Source organism: Acinetobacter sp. YH12095 (assembly GCF_013419245.1).
In the GTDB taxonomy this organism is placed as follows: domain Bacteria; phylum Pseudomonadota; class Gammaproteobacteria; order Pseudomonadales; family Moraxellaceae; genus Acinetobacter; species Acinetobacter towneri.
Window position 1 is genome coordinate 21,804 of record NZ_VPAL01000011.1, and the last position, 22,860, is coordinate 44,663.

Below are 22,860 nucleotides of genomic sequence, written 5' to 3' on the forward strand. Positions count from 1 at the left end.
ATGCTGCTGCGGCATAGCATAAGCCGATTGATACAAAAACAAATGATTTAGGACGACAGGTTTTATGACAAGCCTTGCGCATCATGCAACAGAAAACCGTTCCGTAGCAGAATTTACTGAACGTGCATACCTTAACTATGCCATGTACGTGATTATGGATCGTGCATTACCCCATATCAGCGATGGTTTGAAACCTGTACAACGCCGTATTGTGTACGCCATGAGTGAGCTTGGACTCAAGCACAGCGGCAAACCGAAAAAATCGGCACGTACCGTGGGGGATGTATTGGGTAAATACCATCCGCATGGTGATTATGCTTGTTATGAAGCCATGGTGTTGATGGCGCAGCCGTTCAGTTATCGTTACCCATTTATTGAAGGGCAGGGCAACTGGGGGTCACCCGATGATCCTAAATCCTTTGCCGCCATGCGTTATACCGAAGCCAAACTATCGCAATATAGTGAAGTACTTTTGGCGGAATTGGGGCAAGGTACTTGTGATTGGCAAGATAACTTTGATGGCTCATTAAAAGAACCTGTCAATTTGCCTGCGCGTGTACCGAATATTTTGCTTAACGGCACCACAGGTATTGCCGTGGGAATGGCGACCGATATTCCACCGCATAACTTGCGTGAAGTGGTGAAAGGCACAATTGCCCTGATTCGTAACCCAAATTTAACCGACGAAAAAGTTGCAGAATATATTCCTGCACCAGATTTACCTACCAAAGCTGAAATTATTACCCCGCCTGAAGAATTGCTGAAAATGCAAAGTACAGGTCGTGGTAGTTACCGTATGCGTGCGGTGTACAGCATCGAAAAAAATGAAATCGTAATTACCGAATTGCCGTATCAGGTTTCGGGTTCAAAAATCATTACCCAAATTGCTGATCAGATGCAGGCGAAAAAACTGCCGTTGGTGAGCGATGTGCGTGATGAATCTGACCATCAAAACCCAACCCGTTTGGTGATTGTACTGCGTTCCAACCGTATTGATGCCGAAGCAGTGATGAGTCACTTATTTGCCACAACTGACTTGGAATCGAGCTATCGTGTCAATATGAACATGATTGGCGCAGATGGTCGTCCGCAGGTGAAATCGATTCGTCGTATTTTGCTGGAATGGATTGAGATTCGAAAAAATACCGTCACACGCCGTTTGCAATATCATCTCAATAAAATCGAAAAGCGATTGCACATTTTGGCAGGTTTGCTGATTGCCTATTTAGATATTGATACCGTGATTCGGATTATTCGTGAAGAAGATCATCCTAAAGCCGAGTTGATGGCGCATTTTGGTATTGATGAAATTCAGGCTGAAGCCATTTTGGAATTAAAGCTGCGTCATTTGGCTAAGCTTGAAGAAATGGAAATTCGTCGTGAACAAGAAGAATTAGAAGCACGCGCTGCCATTATTCGTGAACAATTGGCGAATCCTGAATCATTGAAAAATTTAATTATCAGTGAGTTGAAAGAAGACGCGAAAAAGTTTGGTGATGATCGTCGTTCACCAATTGTATTGCGTGCCGAAGCGACTGCGATTAATGAACAAGATATGCTACCTGCCGACCCTGTAACGGTGGTGTTGTCTGAAGCAGGCTGGATTCGTTGTGCCAAAGGGCATGAGGTCGATGCGGAAAATCTAAACTTCCGTGCAGGTGATCAATATCTCAGTCATGCGCAAGGCAAGTCTAATCAGCGCGTTTATATTTTAGATGATACGGGACGCAGTTATGCGTTGCCAATTAATAGCTTGCCTTCGGCACGTGGCTTGGGAGAACCATTAAGTTCAAAACTTGCCCCTGCCAGTGGCGTTGGCTTTAAACAATTGCTGATTGCCGATGATGAAGCTGAAATTTTAGCAGCCAGCAGTAAAGGTTACGGCTTTAAAACACAGGCCAAACAGCTAGATACCAATGCCAAAGCAGGTAAAGCATTCCTGTCTTTGCCCGAACAATCGACAGTGATGAACTTGCAAATGATTGAACACGCGAGTCATGTTGCACTGCTCAGTTCAGCAGGGCGTTTACTGGTGATTGAGCTGTCAGAATTGCCAATTTTGAATAAAGGTAAAGGTAATAAATTGATACAACTTGAGGAAAAAGATCAGTTGGTGTCTATGTTACCTTTAAGTTTAGATGAAGCAATTCAAGTATTTGCAGGACAGCAACAACTCAAACTCAAAGGTGACGATTTGCTGAAGTATGTGGCCAAGCGCGGCACGAAAGGTCAGCTCTTACCACGCGGTTACCAAAAAGCAAATAAACTGTTAATTCAAAGATAATACTAGCGTTTTTTAAGCAAAATACGTTATATATGGTTTGTATTCGTGAAAATGGATGCAATACGGGACATAAACAAGCAAACAACGACGTCCTGTATTGAGAAAAACAGTTTAAAACTAAGGATTATTGATTGGAGAAATTGGCATTATGGAAAAGATTTGGTTTGCTGAATACCAAAAGACAGGGATTCCAGAAACTGTAGAACTGCCTGCAGAAAATACGTCACTCGTAGACATTTTTGAACGTAATTTCCAAAAATTTGGTTCACGTGATGCCTTTATCTTTATGGATAAGGTTTTAAGCTTTAGTGAACTAGAAGAAGCTAGCCGTAAATTTGCAACTTATTTACAAAGTTTAGGTTTGGCACCGGGCTCGCGTGTTGCGGTGATGATGCCGAACGTACTTCAATATCCTGTGGTTGCACTGGGGGTGTTCCGCGCAGGTTTAGTATTGGTGAACGTGAACCCACTTTATACTTCACGTGAGTTAGAGCATCAATTAAATGACTCTGGTTCTGAAGTTTTAGTCATTATTGAAAACTTTGCATCCGTTTATCAGGCGATTATTGGTAAAACTCCTGTGAAGCATGTTGTTGTTGCTTCTGTGGGCGATATGCTAGGTGCATTAAAAGGCACGTTGGTGAATTTTGTTTTACGTTCAGTGCGTAAGCAAATTCCTGCATGGAACATTCCGGGTCACGTTAAATTTAACGCAGCAATGTCTAAAGTAAGCCCAAGCAACTACAAACGCCCAAGCTTAACTTTAAGTGATACGGCTGTGTTGCAATACACGGGTGGTACAACAGGTGTATCTAAGGGTGCAGAATTAACACACCGCAACCTTGTGGCAAACATGCTGCAATGTGATGGTATTTTCCAGAGTAAATTCGGTGCACAAGATGGTCAGCCAGATGACCGTATTTTCTGTGCATTGCCGCTGTATCACATCTTTGCATTCATGGTGTGTGCGCTTTACGGCATGTACAAAGGTCAGGCAAACGTCTTAATTCCAAACCCGCGTGACTTACCTGCGGTGATGAAAGAATTACGCAAATATCAACCAACTTTCTTCCCTGCGGTGAATACTTTATTCAATGCGCTCGTGAACAATGAAGAGTTTAAACAGCTTGATCACAGCAAATTGAAAATGGCGATGGGTGGTGGTATGGCCGTATTACCATCGACTGCTGAAGCATGGAAAAAAGTGACAGGCACCAACATTATTGAAGGTTATGGCTTGTCTGAAACTTCACCAGTTGCAACGGCAAACCCGCCTGCATCTGACGAATTTAGTGGTACCATTGGTATTCCATTGCCATTAACTGAAGTGGCTATTTTGGATGATGACGGCAATGAAGTTGCACTGGGTGAGCAAGGTGAAATTTCAATCCGTGGTCCACAAGTCATGAAAGGCTATTGGAACCGTCCAGATGAAACCGATAAAGTGATGATTAATGGTTTCTTCCGTACAGGTGACATTGGTGTCATGGATTCACGTGGCTATGTGAAAATTGTAGACCGTAAAAAAGACATGATTTTGGTATCAGGCTTTAACGTATATCCATCTGAAATTGAAGAAGTGATTGCGAAGCATCCGAAAGTATTGGAAGTGGCAGCCATTGGTGTACCAGATGAAAAATCAGGTGAAGTGCCAAAACTGTTTGTGGTGAAAAAAGATCCATCATTAACCACAGAAGAAGTATTAGCATTCGCTAAAGAGAACTTAACTGGCTATAAACGCCCGCGTTATGTGGAGTTTATGGATGAATTGCCAAAATCGAACGTAGGTAAAATCTTGCGTAAAGATTTGCGTAAAACAGCGTAATTCATGCTGCTTTGAACAAAAACGCCTCTGAAAACTCAGGGGCGTTTTTTATATGCTTATAAAAATAGATAGCTTCTTGTTCAATACAGACGAAGTGTCACCAGACCTTATTCTTTCATCAACCAACGGTCAAAGTAGCGACGCCCAACACCCACAATACCCAAGAAAATAAACATCGCACCAAATTGGCGACTAAAACCTGATTGATTAAAACTGCCATAACTTAAAATATTATCAATTAAGCAGTACACCACAATCACGATAATCCAGTGCCATAACGGTAAACGCTTAATCCCCACCGCATAAAACGCCACCCAAAGTACAACGAAGGTAAAAATGGTCGACCATACGTTCATGTTGGCGCAAATCACCATCAATAAAAATGCCACAATAGGCAACACAATTTTTAAAACACGATCCACTCGCAGTTGATGTTGGCGCTGCTTTTCAAGTACATCTAACATTTCCTTTTGATCTGGGCTGACCATAATGGATCCTTTATACAATTGCTTAAAACATGCTATTTAACAAAATTTATTCAAGAAATGCCATGTTATGATAAGTTCTCAATACAGTTTATGAGAAAAAATTGATGCAAAGCATAAGTGGAATTGTTTATCTAATTATAATTGCTTGCTTATTGCCGTATGTCTTTGCTGTTGTCGCAAAAATGGCAGGTGGTTTTAAACGTGAAGATAACCAAAATCCACGTGAATTTTTAGCCAAAACCACAGGTTTTGCTGCACGTGCTAACGCCGTACAGCAAAACAGTTTTGAAAGCCTGCCTTTATTTATTGCTGCAGTGCTCATGGCGGAATATATGGTCATCCCACAAGTGGTGGTGATGATGTTTGGTATTGCTTATATTGTGCTGCGCATTATTTATGGAATTTGTTATTTAGCCAATTGGGCGACGTTGCGTTCAATTGTTTGGATGCTGTCTTTACTTTGTCCAATTTGTATTTTGCTGATGGTGATTAAACTGACCTGATCAAGTCATGTCTGAAAATATGTATTTTTGCCTTGCAGATGTATAATCGCGCAGTAATTCAGGACAGAAAACCGTTATAATTGACGCGGTTTTAAAAAGATTTAACTTGTTTAAGAGTGATGCTATGAGCTACAGCAATATCCCTGCGGGTAAAGATGCACCAAATGACATCTATGTGATCATTGAAATTCCTGCCAATGCAGCGCCAATCAAATACGAAATTGACAAAGATTCTGATGCATTATTTGTAGACCGTTTCATGGGTACAGCAATGTTCTATCCAGCGAACTACGGTTATGTGCCAAATACACTTTCATTGGATGGTGATCCGCTAGACGTATTGGTTGTGACCCCGCACCCAGTAGAGCCAGGTTCTGTGATTCGTTGCCGCCCAGTGGGTAAATTGAACATGGAAGATGACGGTGGTATTGATGCGAAATTGGTTGCCGTTCCGCACGAAAAATTAACCCCAATTTATAAAGATGTTCAAGAATATACGGATCTTCCACCATTATTGATCAGCCAAATTGAACACTTCTTCCAGCACTATAAAGACTTAGAGCCAGGCAAATGGGTGAAGTTAAGTGGTTGGGAAGGTGCTGATGTTGCGAAACAAGAAGTATTGAACTCAATTGAAGGCTACAAAGCTGCAAATCCATAATTTGCGCGCAGTCTATTTAGCTTTCACATGAAAGCTAAAATATAAAAAACCTGCACAGAATATGTGCAGGTTTTTTATTGGGTTGGCTATTCCGAGAAATTAGAATAATTTCGCAGGAATATCTAACCAGATACGCCATTCATTAGTTGAGCCAATACCTTCGCTGTTATTCACTTTTTGGTTATTGTAGCTACTACTTGAACGCAAGTAAGAGTAGCGTAAGCGTAAGCTCGCATCTTTAAATGCACCAGATTGAACGGTGTATTTCACTTGGTTGAAAAATTCATGTTCTTCAGCTTGATCAATAATTTCAGTTCGATTGTTGCGATCCGCAACATCAATATCCCAACCGTAAACAAATGCACTTGTCCAGTTCAAGCCAGGTAAACCGTGGTTTTTAAAGTTGTAGTTATATTGCAAGCCAACTGATTTTTCATCATTGCCGTTGAAATCAGATAAGTATGAATTTGGTACATAAATACTTTGTAGACCATCTGCATTGTATGCATAGTCGTAACCTGTATTGCCAGCATTATCTTGATAAGCCAGCATTACATTGTGAGCATCTTTATTATAGGTTGCCGAAACTCCCCAAATAGTGTTTTCACGGTCTGCAAGGTTATCTGTAGTATGTGAACCTGTGGCTGCACCAGCTTCCCACTGTGTGTTATAAGCCACAGCATCTAAGGTTACATTTGCATCGTTAGGTACAGCAAAGTTGTAATTTGCATTGGCATAGTGGCGTTCTAATTTATCTTTAACATCTACCCCATAATAAGAGGCATTAACTTGGTCGTTAAATTTGTATTTTGCACCCCAGAAAATAGCACTATCCAAACCTTGTTGGTCTGAGCTGATGTCATTTGACCATTGGTTTTTAGTAAATTTACCACCAATTAACGTCAAGTCTTTAATTTCGTTACTTTCAATATAAAGACCAGTGTAGTATTCAGGTGTTAAGCGTGCTGTATTGCTTGCAATTACTGGTATTTCAGATACTTGCGTACCATATTTAGCTGTTGTATTTGATACGCGTGCTTTTACATAAGCACCACCACGTGCCCAGTGGTCATAAGCAGAACCATCGTTGTGGACTGGAATCATTTGGTTGCCAGTATTTTTGTTTTCACCTAGTTTGAATGAAGCATCACCAATGATACCTGCACCAAAACCAACAATACCTTTAGTAAAGCCAGAATCTAGATTGATAATTGCTGTTTGAGCTGCAGAGCTTGTGTCGTTTGTTAGTCCATCTTTTTTATCACGATTCAAATAACCTGTACGGAATAAAACCGAACCGTTTGCGTCTTCTACAAAGCCTTTAGATTCACTTTGTTCGCTAGCAAATGCAGTTGAAACAAGCGCTGCGTTGATCAGCAACGCAAGTGTTAATTTTTTAGATTGCAGCATTGGGAGATGGCCTCATGCAGTAAATGTGTAGTTGAAACGTAGGCGAATTGTATCGCTATTTATGCGCGAAAATATCACTTTTAAAGCACTTATGACACTAAAGTTAAGCATTTTTTCGATAAACTGTGGGGTCATTAAAAATATCGACTTTTCAAAAGTTGAATAATTATTTTAATTTCTAGTAAAAATAAAAACATAATTTTAAATGAGCTGAACAGCTAGAATGGATGACTTGGGAGCAATGCTTTAAGTTTTTTGTAAATTTTAGCCATAAAATCATCTTTGTTTAATATTTCAGCAGTTTAAGTTAATAGTTTATGGCGAAATAAGTAAGTAAAAACCTAAAATTTTATGTTTATTTCATCTTGTTAAGTATTTCTTCAAAAGTGCGGTTTTAAATTTAAGAATAGATAAGGTTGTATATTTTGGTTTTTATTTGAACTAAAAGTATAAAAAATAGAATGGTGTTGGTGGGGTAACTAATAGTTTTTAGCTATGAGGTGTTTCATGTGAAATACGGTGTTTTATTTGTGCTGTTTTTGATGAATTTGACCCAGTAAGCATTTCTCTTTTTGCTAAATTTTTAAGTGTAATAACTTCAGAAGATATTGCATCGGCCTGTCACAATGCTGCTGAAATCTCACATTGGCTATTCGGTTTAACAATTTGAATGATATGCATGTTCTTGGTGCAAAAAAATTATTCGTATTCAAACAATATTTTTCTAGGCCAAACATGCTGTTCGCCCTTAATGGGAAAGGGGCTGTAAGCATATGAGTAATGACTTTGTCCCAGTTTTTAGTATATGCAAAGATGTGCGAATAAATGTTATTGCACTTTTTTAGGCAGTTTAAATTTGAGTTCTAAGTCAGGTACATCAAAAATGTTGCAATGTATTCTGTATTTACACGGTAAATATGACTTATACATCTATGTAAAAAGAATGAACAAAAGTGAGTTGTAGACCATAGCGATGAAAATAAGAAATTTATTAATTTAAAAATAAATATAAATAACAATCATTTAGATGTGGTTGTGAGCCTATTCTGAGTATGGAAAATCTTGTTTTTTTGAATGTTGGCACACGGTTTGCAATCCTCCATGTGAGTTAAACAACAATAGACACAAGCATCTCATCAGATGCAGGGGGAAAATCATGAACATGGGATTTAAAACACTTTTTGCAGCAGCGATGATGGCAGCATCTGGTCTAAGCATGGCATCAGAATCAACTTCAGCATTGTCTTTTAGTGGTACTGCGGCAATGACCAGTGATTATCGTTTTCGTGGCATGACACAAACAATGAGTGATCCTGCGGTGCAAGCGGGTTTTGCGTTGAGCCATGATTCAGGCCTTTATGCTGGTGTGTGGGGTTCCAATGTCGATTTTGGTGGCACAGCGCATTTAGAACTTGACCCTTATTTGGGTTATGCCACTACTTTAGACAGTTTTGCCAGCAAGCCATTATTAGACGTGGGTTTTTGGTATTACGCCTACCCAAGTGAGAGCGATTTAAACTGGCTCGAAGCTTATGCAAAATTAGGTTTTAGTGATGTTTTGTTTAAAGATGCCAGCTTATTAACAGCCATTAACTACAGTAATGATTTCTTAGGTGGTGACACCGATGCTTGGTATTTCAATGCCACTTATACCGCACCCATTGGAAGTACCGGCTTTTCTGGGGTTGCTGGATTAGGTTACACCCAAGCAGATGACTTTGATTTTGGCGGTGGAAAAGACAGCTATGTAGATTGGAAAGTCGGTGTAAGCTATAACTTTGCTTCAGTTGAAGGTTTATCTGGTGAATTGGCTGCTGTAGGAACTGATATTGATACCGATGGTTTTTCGCATGCGGCAAAGCGTGGCGTTGAAACAGGAGCTGTATTTACTTTAACTAAAGCCTTCTAAAGATAGGGCTAGGACGATAAATAAAAGCTTCAGTTTGGAGTGAAACTTAAAACAATAAAAACAACTCGCCCATTGTCAGGCATGGCAATGGGCTTTTTTTCATCTCTTAGACTTTCAATCAGGCTTCATGGGCACGATAAGACAGCGCTTCACTCAAATGTGGACTTTGAATCTGTTCACTTTGGGCTAAATCTGCAATGGTGCGTGCCACCCGTAACACCCGATGATACGCACGCGCCGATAAGTTCAAACGCTGCTGCGCAATGGCTAAAATATTTTGGGCAGTATTATCTAAGTGTGCAAATAGTTCTAATTGTTTGGGACTGAGCGCCATGTTTAAACACTCTTGGCGTTGCAATTGTCGTGTATATGCTTGAATGACACGGCTTCGCACGGTTTCAGAATTTTCCACTGGTCGGGTATCCTGTAATTCATGTGCTTGCAGAGGTGGTACATCAATGTGTAAGTCGATACGATCCAACAACGGTCCTGAAATACGGTTTTGATAGCGTTTAATACTTTCTGCAGAACATTGGCAGCGCACATCCTGATTAAAAGCATAACCACAAGGACAGGGATTCATGGCGGCAATTAGTTGAAAGTTGGCTGGAAAGGTAATTTGCCGAGAAGCGCGGGAGATCACAATTTCTTTGGACTCTAAAGGTTGGCGCAGCACTTCTAACACTTTTTTATCAAATTCAGGTAATTCATCTAAAAATAAAACGCCTAAATGCGCCAAGGTAATTTCACCAGGTTTGGGATATGAGCCTCCACCGACCAAGGCTACAGCAGAAGCGGTATGATGTGGGGCGCGAAAAGGGCGCTGTCCAAACGTATGCGGGCTATCCGCCACAGAATAGATGCTGGCGACCTCTAAATTTTCCTGCATATTCAATGGCGGTAAAATACTGGAAAGTCGGGATGCCAGTAAGGTTTTACCTGTACCGGGTGGGCCTTTGAATAGCAATGAATGTCCACCAGCAGCTGCTATTTCCAAAGCACGTCGTGGGCGCAATTGTCCTTTAACATCGACTAAATCAAATGCGGAATGAGATAACTGTGGCTGGGCAATTGCGGTGACTTTATCTAAAGGCTGGCTTTGTGCCAAATGTTCGCAAACTTGTTTTAAATGTGTGGCGGCAAAGACTTCAAAGTCAGGCAATTGAGCAGCTTCTTGTGCATTTTGTTCAGGTAAAACCAAACAATGCTGTGCCTGTTGGCAGGCAATCGCAATACTGAGTGTGCCTGTGGTGGGGCGCAATTGACCATCTAAAGCCAATTCTCCAATAAACTCTAAACCTTCAGTGCTTTGTTCGGGCAATTGTCCCGAAGCAATTAAAATGCCTAAAGCAATGGCTAAGTCCAAACGCGAACCATCTTTGGGCAAGTCGGCAGGTGCTAAATTAATGGTCAGACGTTTGGTCGGAAATTGAAAACCACTATTAATAATGGCAGAGCGTACCCGATCTTTACTTTCACGCACGGCAGCTTCGGCTAGACCGACAATGGTTAAAGAAGGTAAACCTTGACTCAGATGGACTTCAACTTCAATTGCAGGGGCGTGCAAGCCGAGCAGCCCCCGCGTATACACTTTGGCAAAAGACATTTTTATGATGATCCGTTTTGGTGCGTTATTTTTATAATGTTTGTTTTTTGTTTTTATGCACTCAATTGGTGCTTATTTTTTGAGTTGAATTTTCTGTTCCAGTGCTTCAACCTGTTTTAACAATTCATTTAAACGTAAGTTGGCATTATTAAGCGCAGTACGTTGGCGGTCTAGCTCATCTTGCGAGACCAAATCCATTTTGGTGACCGCTTCATTGAGCAAAGCACGTAAATTATGTTCTAAATCTTTTTTAGGTTGTTCAACTTGTTCCAAAATGGCTTGTAATAAAGTTTCAATCATTGTTGTTTCCACAAAGATGGAGAAAATGGAGGCAGTGTAGCACTGGTCTTGAATAGACTATAGCATTTCAGACGAAATATGGATTTATTCGATGAGTAAAATCGTAAATCTTCTAGTAAATATGTCTATTTTTTGAAGATCACAACCATATAAATGTATAAAATAAGGTATAAAGAAAACTCATGTCACGGTTTCTAATTTCCCCCGACCTTAGAACTTTGGCATGGAATTTGAACATAAAACCTTACTGGTGAATTAAGCCGAAGGAAAACACACATGAAGCTCGTAACTGCAATTGTAAAACCCTTTAAATTAGATGATGTGCGTGAAGCATTATCTGAAATTGGTGTTCAAGGGATCACCGTAACAGAAGTCAAAGGCTTCGGTCGCCAAAAAGGTCACACCGAACTTTATCGTGGCGCTGAATACGTCGTTGACTTCTTGCCTAAAGTTAAAATTGAAATCGCAATTAGCGATGAAATGGTGGAATCGGTGATTGAGTCAATCACTCGTGTTGCTAGTACAGGCAAGATTGGTGATGGCAAAATCTTTGTTACTAACCTCGAACAAGTCATCCGTATTCGTACAGGTGAAACGGGTGCAGACGCTGTTTAAGAAAATGGCACGAAGTTTGCTGAGTACCTAATAACTCACAAAAACAAAGGTCGGGGGACACAAATGAAAAAAATGCTACTCGCGCTGAGTCTATCAGGCGCACTTCTTGGTGGTTCTGTTGCTTGGGCTGAAGAAGCCGTAACAGCCACCGCACCAACTTCAGATGTTGCAGTGCTTGAAACTGCCGAAACATCTCCTATCGAAACACCAAATGCAACAGAAGTTGCAGCTGTAGCAGAAGTCAGCACGCCCGAAGCTGCTGAACCAGAAGCTGTATTAGATACAGGCGATACCGCTTGGATTTTAGTTTCGACTGCTTTAGTTTTACTCATGACCATTCCTGGTTTGGCACTGTTTTATGGCGGTATGGTACGCAAGAAAAACGTACTCAATACTATGGCCTATAGCTTTGTAGCAGCAGCCGTGGTCAGTATTGCCTGGGTGGCAGTGGGCTATAGTTTGGCTTTTGGTGAAGGTAATGCCTTTATTGGTGGTCTAGACAAAGTCATGCTGGCGGGCATTGGTACCGATGCGCTCAGTGGCAGTATTCCTGAAATTCTATTTGTGATATTCCAAATGACCTTTGCCATTATTACTGTGGCAATTATCAGTGGTTCAATTGCAGAACGAATGAAGTTTGGTGCCTTTGTTGCCTTTATCGCGATCTGGGTGGTCGTGGTCTATGCACCAATTACCCACTGGGTATGGGGTGGTGGTTGGTTAGGCAATGATGGTGCACTTGATTTTGCTGGTGGTACTGTTGTTCATATTAACTCGGGTGTTGCAGGTTTGGTTGCTGCATACATGTTGGGCAAACGTATGGGCTTGGGCCGTGAATCTATGGCTCCGCATAACCTGACTTTGACTGTACTGGGTGCCAGTTTACTCTGGGTGGGCTGGTTTGGTTTCAACGGTGGTTCTGCTTTAGGCGCGAATGGTGCAGCGGGTTATGCCTTAGTTGTGACTCAAGTGGCAGCCGCAGCCGCAGCAATCGCATGGCTTGTTGTTGAAAAACTGGTACGTGGTAAAGGTTCGGTATTAGGTGCTGCATCGGGTGCTGTTGCAGGTTTGGTGGTGATTACTCCAGCAGCAGGTTTTGTGACTGTTGGTGGTGCATTAGCGATGGGTTTAATTGGTGGTGTGGTCTGTTTCTGGGGGATTACTGCCTTAAAACGCGCCCTGAAAGCCGATGACTCTTTAGATGCCTTTGGACTACATGGTGTAGGTGGTATTGTTGGTGCAATTTTAACCGCCTTTTTTGCCAGCGAGTTTATTATGGGCGATGCTGCACCAAGCAACCTAATGAGCCAAGTTTGGGTGCAAGTTGAAGGTGTGTTAGCGACCATTGCTTACTCTGCTGTACTGACTTTCATCATCTTAAAAGTAATTGATCTAACAATCGGTATTCGTGTGGCTGCAGAAGATGAGCGTATGGGACTTGACTTAAGCCAACATGGTGAGCGTGTCGAATAATCCACACAGCACATAATCAATATATTGTGTAAAACAGCCCTTTGGGGCTGTTTTTTTTCTATATATTGCGTAAAACTCTACAAAGTTGAGAAATTTTGCTACACTGCATTTTCATTCAAATTTGTGCAATTTAACCGCTATGCATTGTCCATTTTGCAACGCTGCAGACAGTAAAGTGATTGACTCACGTTTGGCGGCAGAAGGCTGTCAAATTCGCCGACGTCGCGAGTGTATTGGCTGTGGTGAACGCTTCACCACTTTTGAAAGTTATGAAGTCGTCATGCCACGTGTGATTAAATCGGATGGGAAAAGTGAGCCCTTCGATGAGGCCAAGCTGCGTCGTTCATTGATGCATGCTTTACAAAAGCGTCCTGTGACCCAAGAGCAAATAGAAACGGTACTCAGCGACATTCAATTACAAATTCGCCGTTTGGGTGAGCGTGATGTGAAATCACGTACCATTGGTGAAATTGTGATGCAGGCTTTATTTGCATTGGATCACGTGGCGTATGTGCGTTTTGCTTCAGTGTATCAGGACTTTCAGGATGTCGAAGCGTTTCGCCGTCAAATTGAACAAATGCAGTTACGTGAGCAATAAATTCTCATGTCAGCAAAAAGCACACAACATCTGAATATGACTGAATTCACTTCCAATTTACCTCCCAATGATCTTTTTTGGATGCGTCGTGCGATTGAGTTGGCACGTTTGGGGCAATACAGCACCAAACCTAATCCAAATGTCGGCTGTGTGATAGTTAAAGATGCACAATTATTGGGCGAAGGGCATCATCCGCGTGCAGGACAACCGCATGCTGAAGTGTTTGCTTTGCGTCAAGCGGGTGAACAGGCACGTGGTGCAACTGCCTATGTAACTTTGGAGCCGTGTGCGCACTATGGACGCACGCCACCTTGTGCCAAAGCGTTGGTCGATGCAGGCGTGGTCAAAGTGGTAGTCGCTTGTCCAGATCCAAATCCATTGGTGGCAGGTAAGGGCGTTCAAATTTTAAAAGATGCGGGTATTCAGGTTGATGTCGGTGTGGCAGAAGCCGAAGCGCGTCAGTTAAATTTAGGCTTTTTAAAAGCCATGGCTACGGGCGTGCCCTATGTGCGTTTAAAAGTAGCTTCGAGTTTAGATGGTCGCACGGCAATGGCTTCAGGTGAGTCCAAGTGGATCACAGGCACGGCTGCCCGTGCCGATGTGCAGCATTGGCGGGCAATTTCTGCTGCAGTATTAACGGGGATCGACACGGTACTGGCCGATGACTGTCTGCTTAATGTACGCCATTTAGAGGGTGTAGATGACATCCACAGCGTAGTACAACCTAAACGGATTATTTTAGATCGCCAAGGTCGTTTGCCTTTGAGCGCACAAATTTTGCAGCAGCCTGAAACGGTGATGGTGATGGGACCGTATCGTGCAGAGTTGGCTGCTTTGGGCGTGTTACAATTGGAACCGCAACCTTTAGCCACCTTACTTGCCCAATTGGTACAGCAACATCAAATTTATGATGTATTGGTTGAAGCGGGAGCAACCTTATCGACCGCTTTCTTACAGGAAGGTTGGGTCGATGAAGTGATCAGCTATGTGGCACCTACATTGTTAGGGCGCTCGGCTCGTGCCATGTTTAATGCAGAATTTGAACAGATGGCAGAGCAACTTCGATTTAAACTTTGCGATGTCACTCAATTGGGTGATGACGTGCGCCTTAGGTTAATTCCTTCTCAAGAGACACTATGAGTTCAGAGTCAACGGTTTATCACAAACGTCGCCATGCGGCACGCACCACTGATGAATACTTATTCCATCAGTTAGTGCCTTATTTGGGCAATAAACGCCGTTTACTGCATCTGATTTTAGAAGCACTTGAACAGACAGGAACGCTGCATCCTAAAAATGGTCGTGCGCCAATTTTTGCCGATTTTTTTGCAGGTTCAGGAGTGGTATCACGTTTGGCGCGCCAAAATGGTTATCGGGTGATTGCCAATGACTGGGAACCGTACAGCCATGCCTTAAACCATGCGATTTTGGCCTGCACTGAAGCACCTGCGTTTAAAGAATTAGGTGGCTATCAAAAAGCCATTGATTATTTGAACCGTTTGCCTGAAGTCAAAGGCTGGGTGACGCATAACTTGTGCCCGCGCAATGACGAAATTTATGACCCAAGTCGTGACCGTTTATTCTTTAAACGTCGTAACGGTATGCGCATAGATGCGATTCGTCAGCAAATTGCTACGTGGCAAGCGCAGGGTGCCATTGATGATGTTGAGATGTCGGCATTGTTGGCGCCGTTGTTGTACTCTGCCAGTTTTGTCAGTAATACCAGTGGGGTGTTTAAAAGCTTCCACCACGGCTGGGGTGGCAAAACTCAAACTGCACTCGAACGAATAGAATCATTATTGTGGCTCACGCCAAGTCGTTTTTGTGACATTGGTGAACCAAATAAACCTGCTGCAGAAATGTGGTGTGTCGATGCACAGCATCTTGCCCATCAAATGAGTGGTTTTGAGGTGGATGTGGCTTATTTAGACCCACCGTATAATCAACATGCTTATAGCAGTAACTATCATGTCTTAAATGCCTTAACCTTGTGGGATCAGGTCGATTTACCAACCCCAGACACCAAAGGCTTTAAAAGTGGTATTGACCGTGCATGGCGCAAAGAACGTCCAAGTCCATACAACTCATCTAAGTACGCCAAAGAGGCGTATGAAACCTTATTGGACACCATTAATGCACGTTTTATTCTGACCAGTTATTCTACCGATGGTAATATTAGTGCCACAGACTTGTTGCAAGCCAATTTAAAACGCGGTCGAGTGACGTTATTGACGCAAGATGTTCCGCGTTATCGCGTGAGTAAACAGCGTCAGTCCGAGCGTGCGCGCGTGCTGGAATTTATTGTGATTACCGATACGCATGCCAAGTCAGGCCCACCTATTCGCCAGTTGTTAGGGCAACTTTACCATTTTGCAGAATTGGGTGGTGTAGATACCTCAGGTGTGAGTACCCAATTGGCGTTGTGGTAAATCCACAAATCCTCAGTGAATGAGAGAAAAGATTATGTTTACAGGCATTATTGAAAGTTTAGGTAAAGTAGAAAGCCTGCAAAGTGTGGGCGGTGATGTACGTTTGCGTATTCAGACCGATTTGGATATGTCGGATGTGCATTTGGGGGATTCAATTGCCACCAATGGTATTTGCCTGACTGTGATCGAGTGGGGCGACAATTGGTATGCCGCAGATGTGTCCCGTGAAAGTTTGAACCGTACCACTTTAGGCACATGGAAAGTGGGTCAGCCTGTCAATGTCGAAAAAGCCATGTTGCCGACCACACGTTTTGGTGGACATATCGTAAGTGGCCATGTTGATGCAGTCGGTGAAATTACGCTGGTACGTGAAGATGCACGTTCAATTTACTATGAAGTGACTGCACCTGCAGAAATTGCCAAATATTTGGCAGAAAAAGGTTCGGTGACCGTCGATGGCATCAGCCTGACCATTAACCATTTACGCGGCAGTGTTATCAGTCTGAATTTAATTCCACACACGGCAGAGCGTACCAATATTGGCACATGGAAAGTTGGCAGCAAGGTCAATTTAGAAGTGGATGTCTTGGCGCGTTATATTGAGCGTTTGCTCTTGGGTGATAAAGCTGCAGAAACTACGCAGCAATCTAAAATTAGCATGGAATTCTTGGCTGAAAATGGCTTTTTAAAATAAGCACAGAGCCGAATGAAATTTAAACAGTCTGATTGAAAAATTAGACTGTTTTTTTGTTTTTAGGGATAATTAAAAAGATAAAGATATTTTTTTCATCATAAACACCCCTTTGGTTTAATGTAGATGATTGATTTTTTAATGAATTTGGAACACTGGCTGCCATTATTACTCGATAATTATGGTCTGTGGATCTATGCCATTTTGTTTCTGATTATTTTTGCAGAAACAGGTTCTGTGTTCATGTTCTTTTTACCAGGCGATAGTTTGCTGATCGCAATTGGTGCCTTGTGTTCCACCACCGATGTGGTGCATTTGCACTATATGGGGATTTTACTTTTTGTCGCTGCGGTCTTGGGATATAGCGTCAACTATTACACTGGACGAATTCTAGGGGTGAAGTATTTTCATCAACATTCACGTTATTTCAAACCTGAATATATTGTCAAAACCAACCATTATTTTATGAAACATGGTGGCAAAACTATTTTAATGGCGCGTTTTATACCGTTTGTACGCTCATTTGCACCATTTGCTGCAGGGTCAGGGCACATGCCTTTGGCGACCTTTAGTTTTTATAATGTGGTGGGTGCTGCCGTATGGATTTTTTCTTTAATGGCAATAGGTTATGGCTTGGGTAATATTTTGTCTTGGTTGGGTGATTGGATTTAAATTCCTCATTTTTTCTATTTTCTTCTTCTAAATCCACCGCGATAACTAAAAAAGTGGATTGATGGCCACAAAAAAAGCCCACCGTGTGGACTTTTGATATTGTTCAGTTTTAGTGTTTGGTGACAATTAATTCTGTGCCACCCAAGCGCGGGCTAAAAGTATCGTTACTTTGAATTGAAAACTCACCCTTTTCCGCTTCTTTAGACAAGTACATGCTTAATGATTGGAAATCTGCACGACTGATCCATAAATCCTGAGCACGAATACTCCACTGTTCGCCCGCATTAAGATGGTCGATTTTGCCTGAAATTTTCGTCAAGATATCCATTTGAAACCCATGATTGCAAAAGTCATTAAAGGAGATGAAAGTTGAAAATTCAACTTTTTCTGGATGACTATCATGTGACAAAATTATTTCATTTTGATGACATTGGGCTTAAGACTTTGGGCTAATTGGGGATAAAAAGTAAAATTATTCTTTAGAAAAATTTGAATTTTTTAAGATATAGTCAATTTCTTCTTGGGCTGCAGCATGTAGTCGCGCACGAAAGATCGTTACCGCCTGCTCAATTTGAGTTTCGGCTTCTAGCTCTAAACGCAAACGTACACTTTCAAGTTCAGAAACAATTTGATCATCACTTACCGCAGTTGCGGCTTGATTAAAAGTCACTGCAGGTAATTCAGGATTTTGCTCATAACGTGCAGTATAGTTTGAAATTTCCTGATCCAGACTTTGACGCATCAACTCAAGTGCTTGAGTTTGTTCTGCAAAGCGTTGCGCTTCATCTTGCTGTAGCTGTGCAGCATAAGCGGCTTGTTCTGCACGTTGCTGTTCTAATTTGAGTTCGAGTGCCAATTGGCGACGTTGCCGTGCTTCTTCAATCAAACGTGCTTTCAGGTCAGCATAGGCTTGTTCAATTTTTTCCTGTGATTGTTGCTGAGCGCGCTGATCTTCTGCAATCCAGTTGTGTAATTGCGTTTCAGGTTGCAAGACCTCACAAATTCGATGCAGATCATCCATAAATGTCTGGCGCACAGCCTGAGGCGCGGTTAACCAGCGCTGTTTAAAATCTGAGCCGACATTTAAAGTCACCGCATCTCTCCTTATTTTGAGCAGTATTTTTAAAAAAACGTTTTAAAATTAAAGCTTAAACGTCTGTGGTTCTATGCCCAAACGTCGATATTGTTTAAATTTTTCACGTCCAAGCACTTTAGCTGCTTCGTGATTTTCAATAATCTCAATAATGTGACTAAATTTTGCATAGGCTTCAAGTGCCTGACTGTTAAAATTAAACATAATCCAGTCCGATTGCTGCGGTAATTCGGCAGAAATACATACGCTGGCCTGTGTTTGGTTAATGCCATGCGGAATAAAACTGCTGGCATCAAAACTCCACAGACGCTCATCCAATATTTGCTGTAACTCTGGATCAGGGCAATGCAGCCAAATGCGTGCCTGCTGCCGCAAAATTTTGCGGCATAAACGGCAAGTGCTTTCCACTTGCCGTTCAGGACTTTTTTCAAACAAATAAAAGCTAACTTTAGCCATTATTGCTTGCACGTTGTGCGAGGAACTGCATCAATAACGGTACAGGACGACCTGTTGCGCCTTTATTGCTGCCTGAATTCCATGCAGTGCCTGCAATGTCTAGATGCGCCCAGCGATAGTCACGGGTAAAGCGTTGCAAGAAGCATGCTGCAGTAACTGAACCTGCTTTAGGCCCACCAATATTGCCAATATCGGCAAATGGTGAATCCAGTTGTTCTTGGTAATCGTCAATCACGGGCATACGCCATACACGGTCAAATGCAGTGTGTCCCGCAGCATCCAATTCCGCCGCAAGTTCATCATCTGGGGTAAACATGCCTGTCAGTACCGAACCCAATGCAACTACGCAAGCGCCTGTTAACGTCGCAATATCAATTACCAAAGCAGGATTGAAGCGTTTTACATAGGTCAGGGTATCGCACAGCACCAAACGACCTTCGGCATCGGTATTTAAAATTTCGATGGTTTGACCGCTCATACTGGTCACAATATCACCTGGGCGAGTCGCTTTGCCTGAAGGCATGTTTTCTGCTGCAGCAATCGTACCGACAACATGAATTGGCAAACGTGCTTCGCACAGTGCGCGCATGGTGCCCAAGACTGAAGCAGAACCACACATATCAAATTTCATTTCGTCCATGCCTAAGCCAGGTTTGAGAGAAATGCCGCCAGTATCGAAAGTAATCCCTTTGCCGACCAATACCACAGGTGCTTCGTCACGCTGCGCTTGGTATTCAAGGCTAATGATGCGCCCAGGACGGTCTGAACCCTGACTGACTGCAAGGAATGCACCCATGCCCAATTCGGCCATTTCTGCTTCATCTAAAATGGTGACTTTGAGCAGATCTGGGTATTCTGCCGCAAGTGCTTGAGCTTGTTCTGCCAAATATTCAGGGAAACAAATATTGCCCGGGCGGTTGCCCAAGTCGCGAGCCATGTTTTGACCTGATTGCATGGCTTCAATTAACTGCAACTGATCTGCAGTCAGTGAGCTGTCCTTGGCAATTAAGTTGATTTGTTCAAGCTGAAACTCATTCTTTTTGCTTTTGTATTCATCAAAAGCATAGGCTGCTTGGGTCAGGCTGAGTGCAAATACATAATGTAGCTCGCTAGGCAGAGCAGACAAATCAATGCTGATCTGTTTAAATTTTTTTTGTGAAGATTTGATAATGCTTTGTGCAATTTTTGCCAGCTTTGCGGCTGGTAATTCTTCGGTTTTACCCAAACCGATCAGGTTGCTATTGGCGCATTCAACAACGCTAGCCACCAAACTTAAACTTTCATTAAAGCCTGCTTTAAATTGTGTCGTTTGAATAATGCTGTCTAAATCCTTGATTTGATAAGCAGCAGTTGCCTGTGGCACCTGTTCTGCAGCCACTAAAATTGACAAAGATTCACTCGCGCTGTGTTCTTGGAATGCGGGACTTAAGCTAAATTTAATCACTGGATTTTATGCCTATCTAAATGTGCAAACTATGCAACCATTGAAACATTTTTATGCGTTGAGTTTCAATGTATAACAAGGCGATAGGTTTTATATTTTCAACATTCAGGTAAACTAACGCGAATTGGATTCCCTCACATTTTGGAAGAAATAATTTGATTATTCGGCGTTATTTGGTCAAGCAAGTTGTGTCGACATCCTTGGTTGTGATTGCCTTACTGACTTTGATCATGATGGGTGGTCGCTTGATCAAGTATTTTGGCGTGGCGGCACAAGGGCGTTTGGATGCGAGTATTTTATTCAGCATCATTGGCTATCGCTTGCCTGAATTTTTGACGCTGATCTTACCTTTGGGTTTCTTTATTGGCTTGATGTTGGTATTTGGTCGTTTATATGTCGACCATGAAATGGCAGTGCTCAACAGCAGTGGCGTGAGTCGGCATCAATTGGCACGTTTATTGGTGCCAATGACGCTGGTATTTCTAATTGTCCAAGGCTTTTTAATGCTGTGGGCATCACCGTGGGGACTGCGTCAGTTTGAAGCATTGACCACCAGTCAGGCAGTACGCACAGGTTTTGATTTGGTGCGACCCAAAGAATTTATTTCTTCAGGGCCATATACCATTTACGCAGGCGATCTGTCCGAAGATCGTAAAAACCTGAAAGATATTTTCTTTTATCAACGTGCAGAAAAAGCAGGTCGTCCTGATGTCATGATTCTGGCAAAAGAAGCGACACGGGTAGAGCTGGAAAATGATCCTGCCAATGTGGTGGATTTGGTCGAAGGGCGTCGTTATGAAATATTTCCGGGCACAGCCAAATATTCACAGGCAGAATTCCAAAGTTATCGTTTACGTTTAGAGAATGACAAAGAAGCTAAATTTGAAAGTGCCGAAGTAGAAGCCTTAACCACCTCGCAACTTTGGAAAAACCGTGCAGACCCTGTGGTCGCAAGTGAACTGGGATGGCGTATTTTTGTGCCTTTTGCGATTGTGGTGGCGTTGTTTTTAGCCGTGGCATTGTCAGAAGTTAGTCCGCGTCAGGGGCGTTATTTAAAACTGTTTCCTGCCTTGTTAATTTTCGCCAGTTTGATTGTGGCGCTCATGGCGGTTAAAACCCGTATCAGCAAACAAGAAATGGGCATGATTGCTTATCCGTTGGTGTTGTTGGCTTATGCGATTGCGGCAGCCTTGTTCTCACGTAAACAAAAACTAGCACCTAAAATTAAGCAGCAAATTCAGCGAGTGAGGTCTTAAGATGTTGGCACGTCGTATAGTTGCAAAACACGTCACCAAGACCACTGCACTGGCTATGTTTGGTGCAACGGCAATTTTGTCTGGTTTGCAGGTGTTGTTTAGCTATTTAGGCGAATTGGGTTCACTCAATGAAAACTATAGTGCATGGCAGGCATTGCTGTATGTATTGTGGGGTGCGCCAAATTATCTCTATGAAATTTTGCCGATTTCTGCCTTGATTGGCGCAGTGTTAGGCTTGGGTACGTTGGCATCCAACAGCGAATTGATTGTGATGCGTTCTGCAGGGATTAGCCTGTGGCGTATTGTGGGATGGGTGATTCGTTCCGCCATGGTATTGGTACTGCTGTCTTTTGTGCTCAGTGAATGGGTGATTCCATACACCAATGAACAAGCCAAAAGTGTTAAAAGTCACCGTAGCGTCGCTGAGCTGGGTGAAGTTCGTGGCTATTGGTCGCGCGAAGGCAATCGTTTTATTTATATTGACTACGCCAATGCCCAAGGGCAGCTCAAAAATGTACAAGTGGTCGATTTTGATGATAACTATCGCTTGCGTGGTACATTGTCTGCAGATCAGGGACAGTTTGTTAAAGACGGTAGTTGGTTGCTCAATCAAACTGAACAGATGGATATTTTGCAGGCGGGCAACGCGACTTTAGCTAAAAACAGCGAACAGGCTTTGGCTTTAGCATTGCAACCGAAATATGTGCACATGGTCACCATCGACCCTGAAGATTTATCCCCAAGTCAATTGGTCAGTTTCATGAGTTATATGCATGAATACAGCCAAGTACCCAAAACCTACCAACTGGCGTTCTGGCAAAAACTTGGTGCACCCTTTGCGCTGATTGCTTTGGTGGTGATTGCTTGCTCCTTTATTTTTGGGCCGTTACGTCAGCAATCTATGGGTTTCCGTTTGGTGATTGCTTTATTTGTCGGCTTAACCTTCTTTTATTTACAGGATTTCTTGGGCTATGCCAGCTTGGTCTATGCACCATCGCCTGCGTGGTTCGTATTTATTCCTATTATTCTGATGTTTGTCATCGGCGGTTACTTACTGCATCGTGCGCGTTAAGTGCGGGCCGATGCTGCTGCTTTTTCCGTATGATTGGGTAAACCTATCTGAATCAGTGGCGGAAACCATCTTCTG

General features: G+C 42.5%; 22 protein-coding genes. 14 read left to right on the top strand and 8 right to left on the bottom strand.

Annotated features, from left to right (window positions below):
- The first annotated feature begins 64 nt into the window (after positions 1 to 64).
- Together parC and FTU35_RS08775 are read left to right on the top strand one after the other, a co-directional pair.
- On the top strand, positions 65 to 2,284 hold the full coding sequence (parC, locus tag FTU35_RS08770; RefSeq protein WP_154321156.1) for a DNA topoisomerase IV subunit A: 2,220 nt from the start codon (positions 65 to 67) through the stop codon (positions 2,282 to 2,284).
- Positions 2,285 to 2,432: 148 nt separating this feature from the next.
- Positions 2,433 to 4,109, top strand: a complete 1,677-nt coding sequence (locus FTU35_RS08775; RefSeq protein ID WP_180044236.1) for an AMP-binding protein — start codon at positions 2,433 to 2,435, stop codon at positions 4,107 to 4,109.
- Between the two features lie 107 nt (positions 4,110 to 4,216).
- Here FTU35_RS08775 and FTU35_RS08780 read toward each other — a convergent pair whose 3' ends face one another.
- Complete coding sequence (locus FTU35_RS08780) at positions 4,217 to 4,597, bottom strand: hypothetical protein (RefSeq protein WP_004975646.1); 381 nt, start codon at positions 4,595 to 4,597, stop codon at positions 4,217 to 4,219.
- 104 nt (positions 4,598 to 4,701) lie between these two features.
- Between FTU35_RS08780 and FTU35_RS08785 the strand changes: the two genes are divergently transcribed.
- Together FTU35_RS08785 and ppa are read left to right on the top strand one after the other, a co-directional pair.
- Positions 4,702 to 5,100 carry an MAPEG family protein gene (locus FTU35_RS08785; RefSeq protein ID WP_096902243.1) on the top strand — a complete coding sequence of 133 codons (399 nt, stop codon included), beginning with the start codon at positions 4,702 to 4,704 and terminating at the stop codon, positions 5,098 to 5,100.
- A 124-nt stretch (positions 5,101 to 5,224) separates the two neighbouring features.
- Positions 5,225 to 5,761, top strand: a complete 537-nt coding sequence (ppa, locus tag FTU35_RS08790) for an inorganic diphosphatase (protein ID WP_004975651.1) — start codon at positions 5,225 to 5,227, stop codon at positions 5,759 to 5,761.
- A gap of 99 nt (positions 5,762 to 5,860) precedes the next feature.
- On the opposite strand, the gene FTU35_RS08795 is transcribed toward ppa, so the two are convergent.
- On the bottom strand, positions 5,861 to 7,171 hold the full coding sequence (locus tag FTU35_RS08795; RefSeq protein ID WP_180064682.1) for an OprD family outer membrane porin: 1,311 nt from the start codon (positions 7,169 to 7,171) through the stop codon (positions 5,861 to 5,863).
- Between the two features lie 1,153 nt (positions 7,172 to 8,324).
- Here FTU35_RS08795 and FTU35_RS08800 point away from each other — a divergent pair.
- Positions 8,325 to 9,080, top strand: coding sequence for a TorF family putative porin (locus tag FTU35_RS08800; protein ID WP_373686819.1), 756 nt, complete (start codon positions 8,325 to 8,327; stop codon positions 9,078 to 9,080).
- A 118-nt stretch (positions 9,081 to 9,198) separates the two neighbouring features.
- On the opposite strand, the gene FTU35_RS08805 is transcribed toward FTU35_RS08800, so the two are convergent.
- Positions 9,199 to 10,686, bottom strand: a complete 1,488-nt coding sequence (locus FTU35_RS08805) for a YifB family Mg chelatase-like AAA ATPase (RefSeq protein ID WP_180064683.1) — start codon at positions 10,684 to 10,686, stop codon at positions 9,199 to 9,201.
- Positions 10,687 to 10,758: 72 nt separating this feature from the next.
- Positions 10,759 to 10,986, bottom strand: a complete 228-nt coding sequence (locus FTU35_RS08810) for an accessory factor UbiK family protein (protein ID WP_096902239.1) — start codon at positions 10,984 to 10,986, stop codon at positions 10,759 to 10,761.
- Positions 10,987 to 11,262: 276 nt separating this feature from the next.
- Between FTU35_RS08810 and glnK the strand changes: the two genes are divergently transcribed.
- The 7 genes from glnK to FTU35_RS08845 all read left to right on the top strand — a co-directional run bounded on the left by glnK (position 11,263) and on the right by FTU35_RS08845 (position 17,464).
- Positions 11,263 to 11,601 carry a P-II family nitrogen regulator gene (gene glnK, locus FTU35_RS08815; protein ID WP_067672810.1) on the top strand — a complete coding sequence of 113 codons (339 nt, stop codon included), beginning with the start codon at positions 11,263 to 11,265 and terminating at the stop codon, positions 11,599 to 11,601.
- 63 nt (positions 11,602 to 11,664) lie between these two features.
- On the top strand, positions 11,665 to 13,074 hold the full coding sequence (locus FTU35_RS08820; RefSeq protein WP_180064684.1) for an ammonium transporter: 1,410 nt from the start codon (positions 11,665 to 11,667) through the stop codon (positions 13,072 to 13,074).
- Between the two features lie 139 nt (positions 13,075 to 13,213).
- Complete coding sequence (gene nrdR / locus FTU35_RS08825) at positions 13,214 to 13,672, top strand: transcriptional regulator NrdR (RefSeq protein ID WP_004975665.1); 459 nt, start codon at positions 13,214 to 13,216, stop codon at positions 13,670 to 13,672.
- Positions 13,673 to 13,708: 36 nt separating this feature from the next.
- Positions 13,709 to 14,812, top strand: a complete 1,104-nt coding sequence (gene ribD / locus FTU35_RS08830) for a bifunctional diaminohydroxyphosphoribosylaminopyrimidine deaminase/5-amino-6-(5-phosphoribosylamino)uracil reductase RibD (RefSeq protein ID WP_180064690.1) — start codon at positions 13,709 to 13,711, stop codon at positions 14,810 to 14,812.
- Positions 14,809 to 16,101: a DNA adenine methylase gene (locus FTU35_RS08835; protein WP_180064685.1), complete on the top strand. Its 1,293-nt coding sequence runs from the start codon at positions 14,809 to 14,811 to the stop codon at positions 16,099 to 16,101. The genes ribD and FTU35_RS08835 overlap by 4 nt, the downstream gene beginning before the upstream one ends.
- A gap of 34 nt (positions 16,102 to 16,135) precedes the next feature.
- Complete coding sequence (locus FTU35_RS08840; RefSeq protein ID WP_104852910.1) at positions 16,136 to 16,795, top strand: riboflavin synthase; 660 nt, start codon at positions 16,136 to 16,138, stop codon at positions 16,793 to 16,795.
- Between the two features lie 123 nt (positions 16,796 to 16,918).
- A complete protein-coding gene (locus FTU35_RS08845; RefSeq protein WP_004975673.1) occupies positions 16,919 to 17,464 on the top strand; it encodes a VTT domain-containing protein in 546 nt (181 codons plus the stop codon).
- 109 nt (positions 17,465 to 17,573) lie between these two features.
- On the opposite strand, the gene FTU35_RS08850 is transcribed toward FTU35_RS08845, so the two are convergent.
- The 4 genes from FTU35_RS08850 to FTU35_RS08865 all read right to left on the bottom strand — a co-directional run bounded on the left by FTU35_RS08850 (position 17,574) and on the right by FTU35_RS08865 (position 20,454).
- Positions 17,574 to 17,792 (bottom strand): hypothetical protein, encoded by a 219-nt coding sequence (locus FTU35_RS08850; protein ID WP_096901968.1) that lies wholly within the window; start codon positions 17,790 to 17,792, stop codon positions 17,574 to 17,576.
- 144 nt (positions 17,793 to 17,936) lie between these two features.
- A complete protein-coding gene (locus FTU35_RS08855; protein ID WP_004975677.1) occupies positions 17,937 to 18,557 on the bottom strand; it encodes a hypothetical protein in 621 nt (206 codons plus the stop codon).
- 48 nt (positions 18,558 to 18,605) lie between these two features.
- Positions 18,606 to 19,013 (bottom strand): DNA polymerase III subunit chi, encoded by a 408-nt coding sequence (locus FTU35_RS08860; RefSeq protein ID WP_096901966.1) that lies wholly within the window; start codon positions 19,011 to 19,013, stop codon positions 18,606 to 18,608.
- Positions 19,006 to 20,454 (bottom strand): leucyl aminopeptidase, encoded by a 1,449-nt coding sequence (locus FTU35_RS08865; protein ID WP_180064691.1) that lies wholly within the window; start codon positions 20,452 to 20,454, stop codon positions 19,006 to 19,008. The genes FTU35_RS08860 and FTU35_RS08865 overlap by 8 nt, the downstream gene beginning before the upstream one ends.
- 158 nt (positions 20,455 to 20,612) lie before the next feature.
- Here FTU35_RS08865 and lptF point away from each other — a divergent pair, with 158 nt between their 5' ends.
- Both lptF and lptG read left to right on the top strand, forming a co-directional pair.
- The gene (gene lptF, locus FTU35_RS08870; RefSeq protein WP_004975682.1) at positions 20,613 to 21,713 is read left to right on the top strand and encodes an LPS export ABC transporter permease LptF; all 1,101 of its coding nucleotides are present in this window, start codon (positions 20,613 to 20,615) and stop codon (positions 21,711 to 21,713) included.
- 1 nt (position 21,714) lies between these two features.
- Entirely contained in the window at positions 21,715 to 22,785 is a 1,071-nt protein-coding gene (gene lptG, locus FTU35_RS08875; RefSeq protein WP_180064686.1) for an LPS export ABC transporter permease LptG, read from the top strand.
- Positions 22,786 to 22,860: the final 75 nt, after the last annotated feature.

Bases quoted from the DNA above. Each gene is read 5' to 3' on its own strand.
- parC (WP_154321156.1), top strand. From the start codon at position 65: ATGACAAGCCTTGCGCATCATGCAACAGAAAACCGTTCCGTAGCAGAA.
- FTU35_RS08775 (WP_180044236.1), top strand. From the start codon at position 2,433: ATGGAAAAGATTTGGTTTGCTGAATACCAAAAGACAGGGATTCCAGAA.
- FTU35_RS08780 (WP_004975646.1), bottom strand. From the start codon at position 4,597: ATGGTCAGCCCAGATCAAAAGGAAATGTTAGATGTACTTGAAAAGCAG.
- FTU35_RS08785 (WP_096902243.1), top strand. From the start codon at position 4,702: ATGCAAAGCATAAGTGGAATTGTTTATCTAATTATAATTGCTTGCTTA.
- ppa (WP_004975651.1), top strand. From the start codon at position 5,225: ATGAGCTACAGCAATATCCCTGCGGGTAAAGATGCACCAAATGACATC.
- FTU35_RS08795 (WP_180064682.1), bottom strand. From the start codon at position 7,171: ATGCTGCAATCTAAAAAATTAACACTTGCGTTGCTGATCAACGCAGCG.
- FTU35_RS08805 (WP_180064683.1), bottom strand. From the start codon at position 10,686: ATGTCTTTTGCCAAAGTGTATACGCGGGGGCTGCTCGGCTTGCACGCC.
- FTU35_RS08810 (WP_096902239.1), bottom strand. From the start codon at position 10,986: ATGATTGAAACTTTATTACAAGCCATTTTGGAACAAGTTGAACAACCT.
- glnK (WP_067672810.1), top strand. From the start codon at position 11,263: ATGAAGCTCGTAACTGCAATTGTAAAACCCTTTAAATTAGATGATGTG.
- FTU35_RS08820 (WP_180064684.1), top strand. From the start codon at position 11,665: ATGAAAAAAATGCTACTCGCGCTGAGTCTATCAGGCGCACTTCTTGGT.
- nrdR (WP_004975665.1), top strand. From the start codon at position 13,214: ATGCATTGTCCATTTTGCAACGCTGCAGACAGTAAAGTGATTGACTCA.
- ribD (WP_180064690.1), top strand. From the start codon at position 13,709: ATGACTGAATTCACTTCCAATTTACCTCCCAATGATCTTTTTTGGATG.
- FTU35_RS08835 (WP_180064685.1), top strand. From the start codon at position 14,809: ATGAGTTCAGAGTCAACGGTTTATCACAAACGTCGCCATGCGGCACGC.
- FTU35_RS08840 (WP_104852910.1), top strand. From the start codon at position 16,136: ATGTTTACAGGCATTATTGAAAGTTTAGGTAAAGTAGAAAGCCTGCAA.
- FTU35_RS08845 (WP_004975673.1), top strand. From the start codon at position 16,919: ATGATTGATTTTTTAATGAATTTGGAACACTGGCTGCCATTATTACTC.
- FTU35_RS08850 (WP_096901968.1), bottom strand. From the start codon at position 17,792: ATGGATATCTTGACGAAAATTTCAGGCAAAATCGACCATCTTAATGCG.
- FTU35_RS08860 (WP_096901966.1), bottom strand. From the start codon at position 19,013: ATGGCTAAAGTTAGCTTTTATTTGTTTGAAAAAAGTCCTGAACGGCAA.
- lptG (WP_180064686.1), top strand. From the start codon at position 21,715: ATGTTGGCACGTCGTATAGTTGCAAAACACGTCACCAAGACCACTGCA.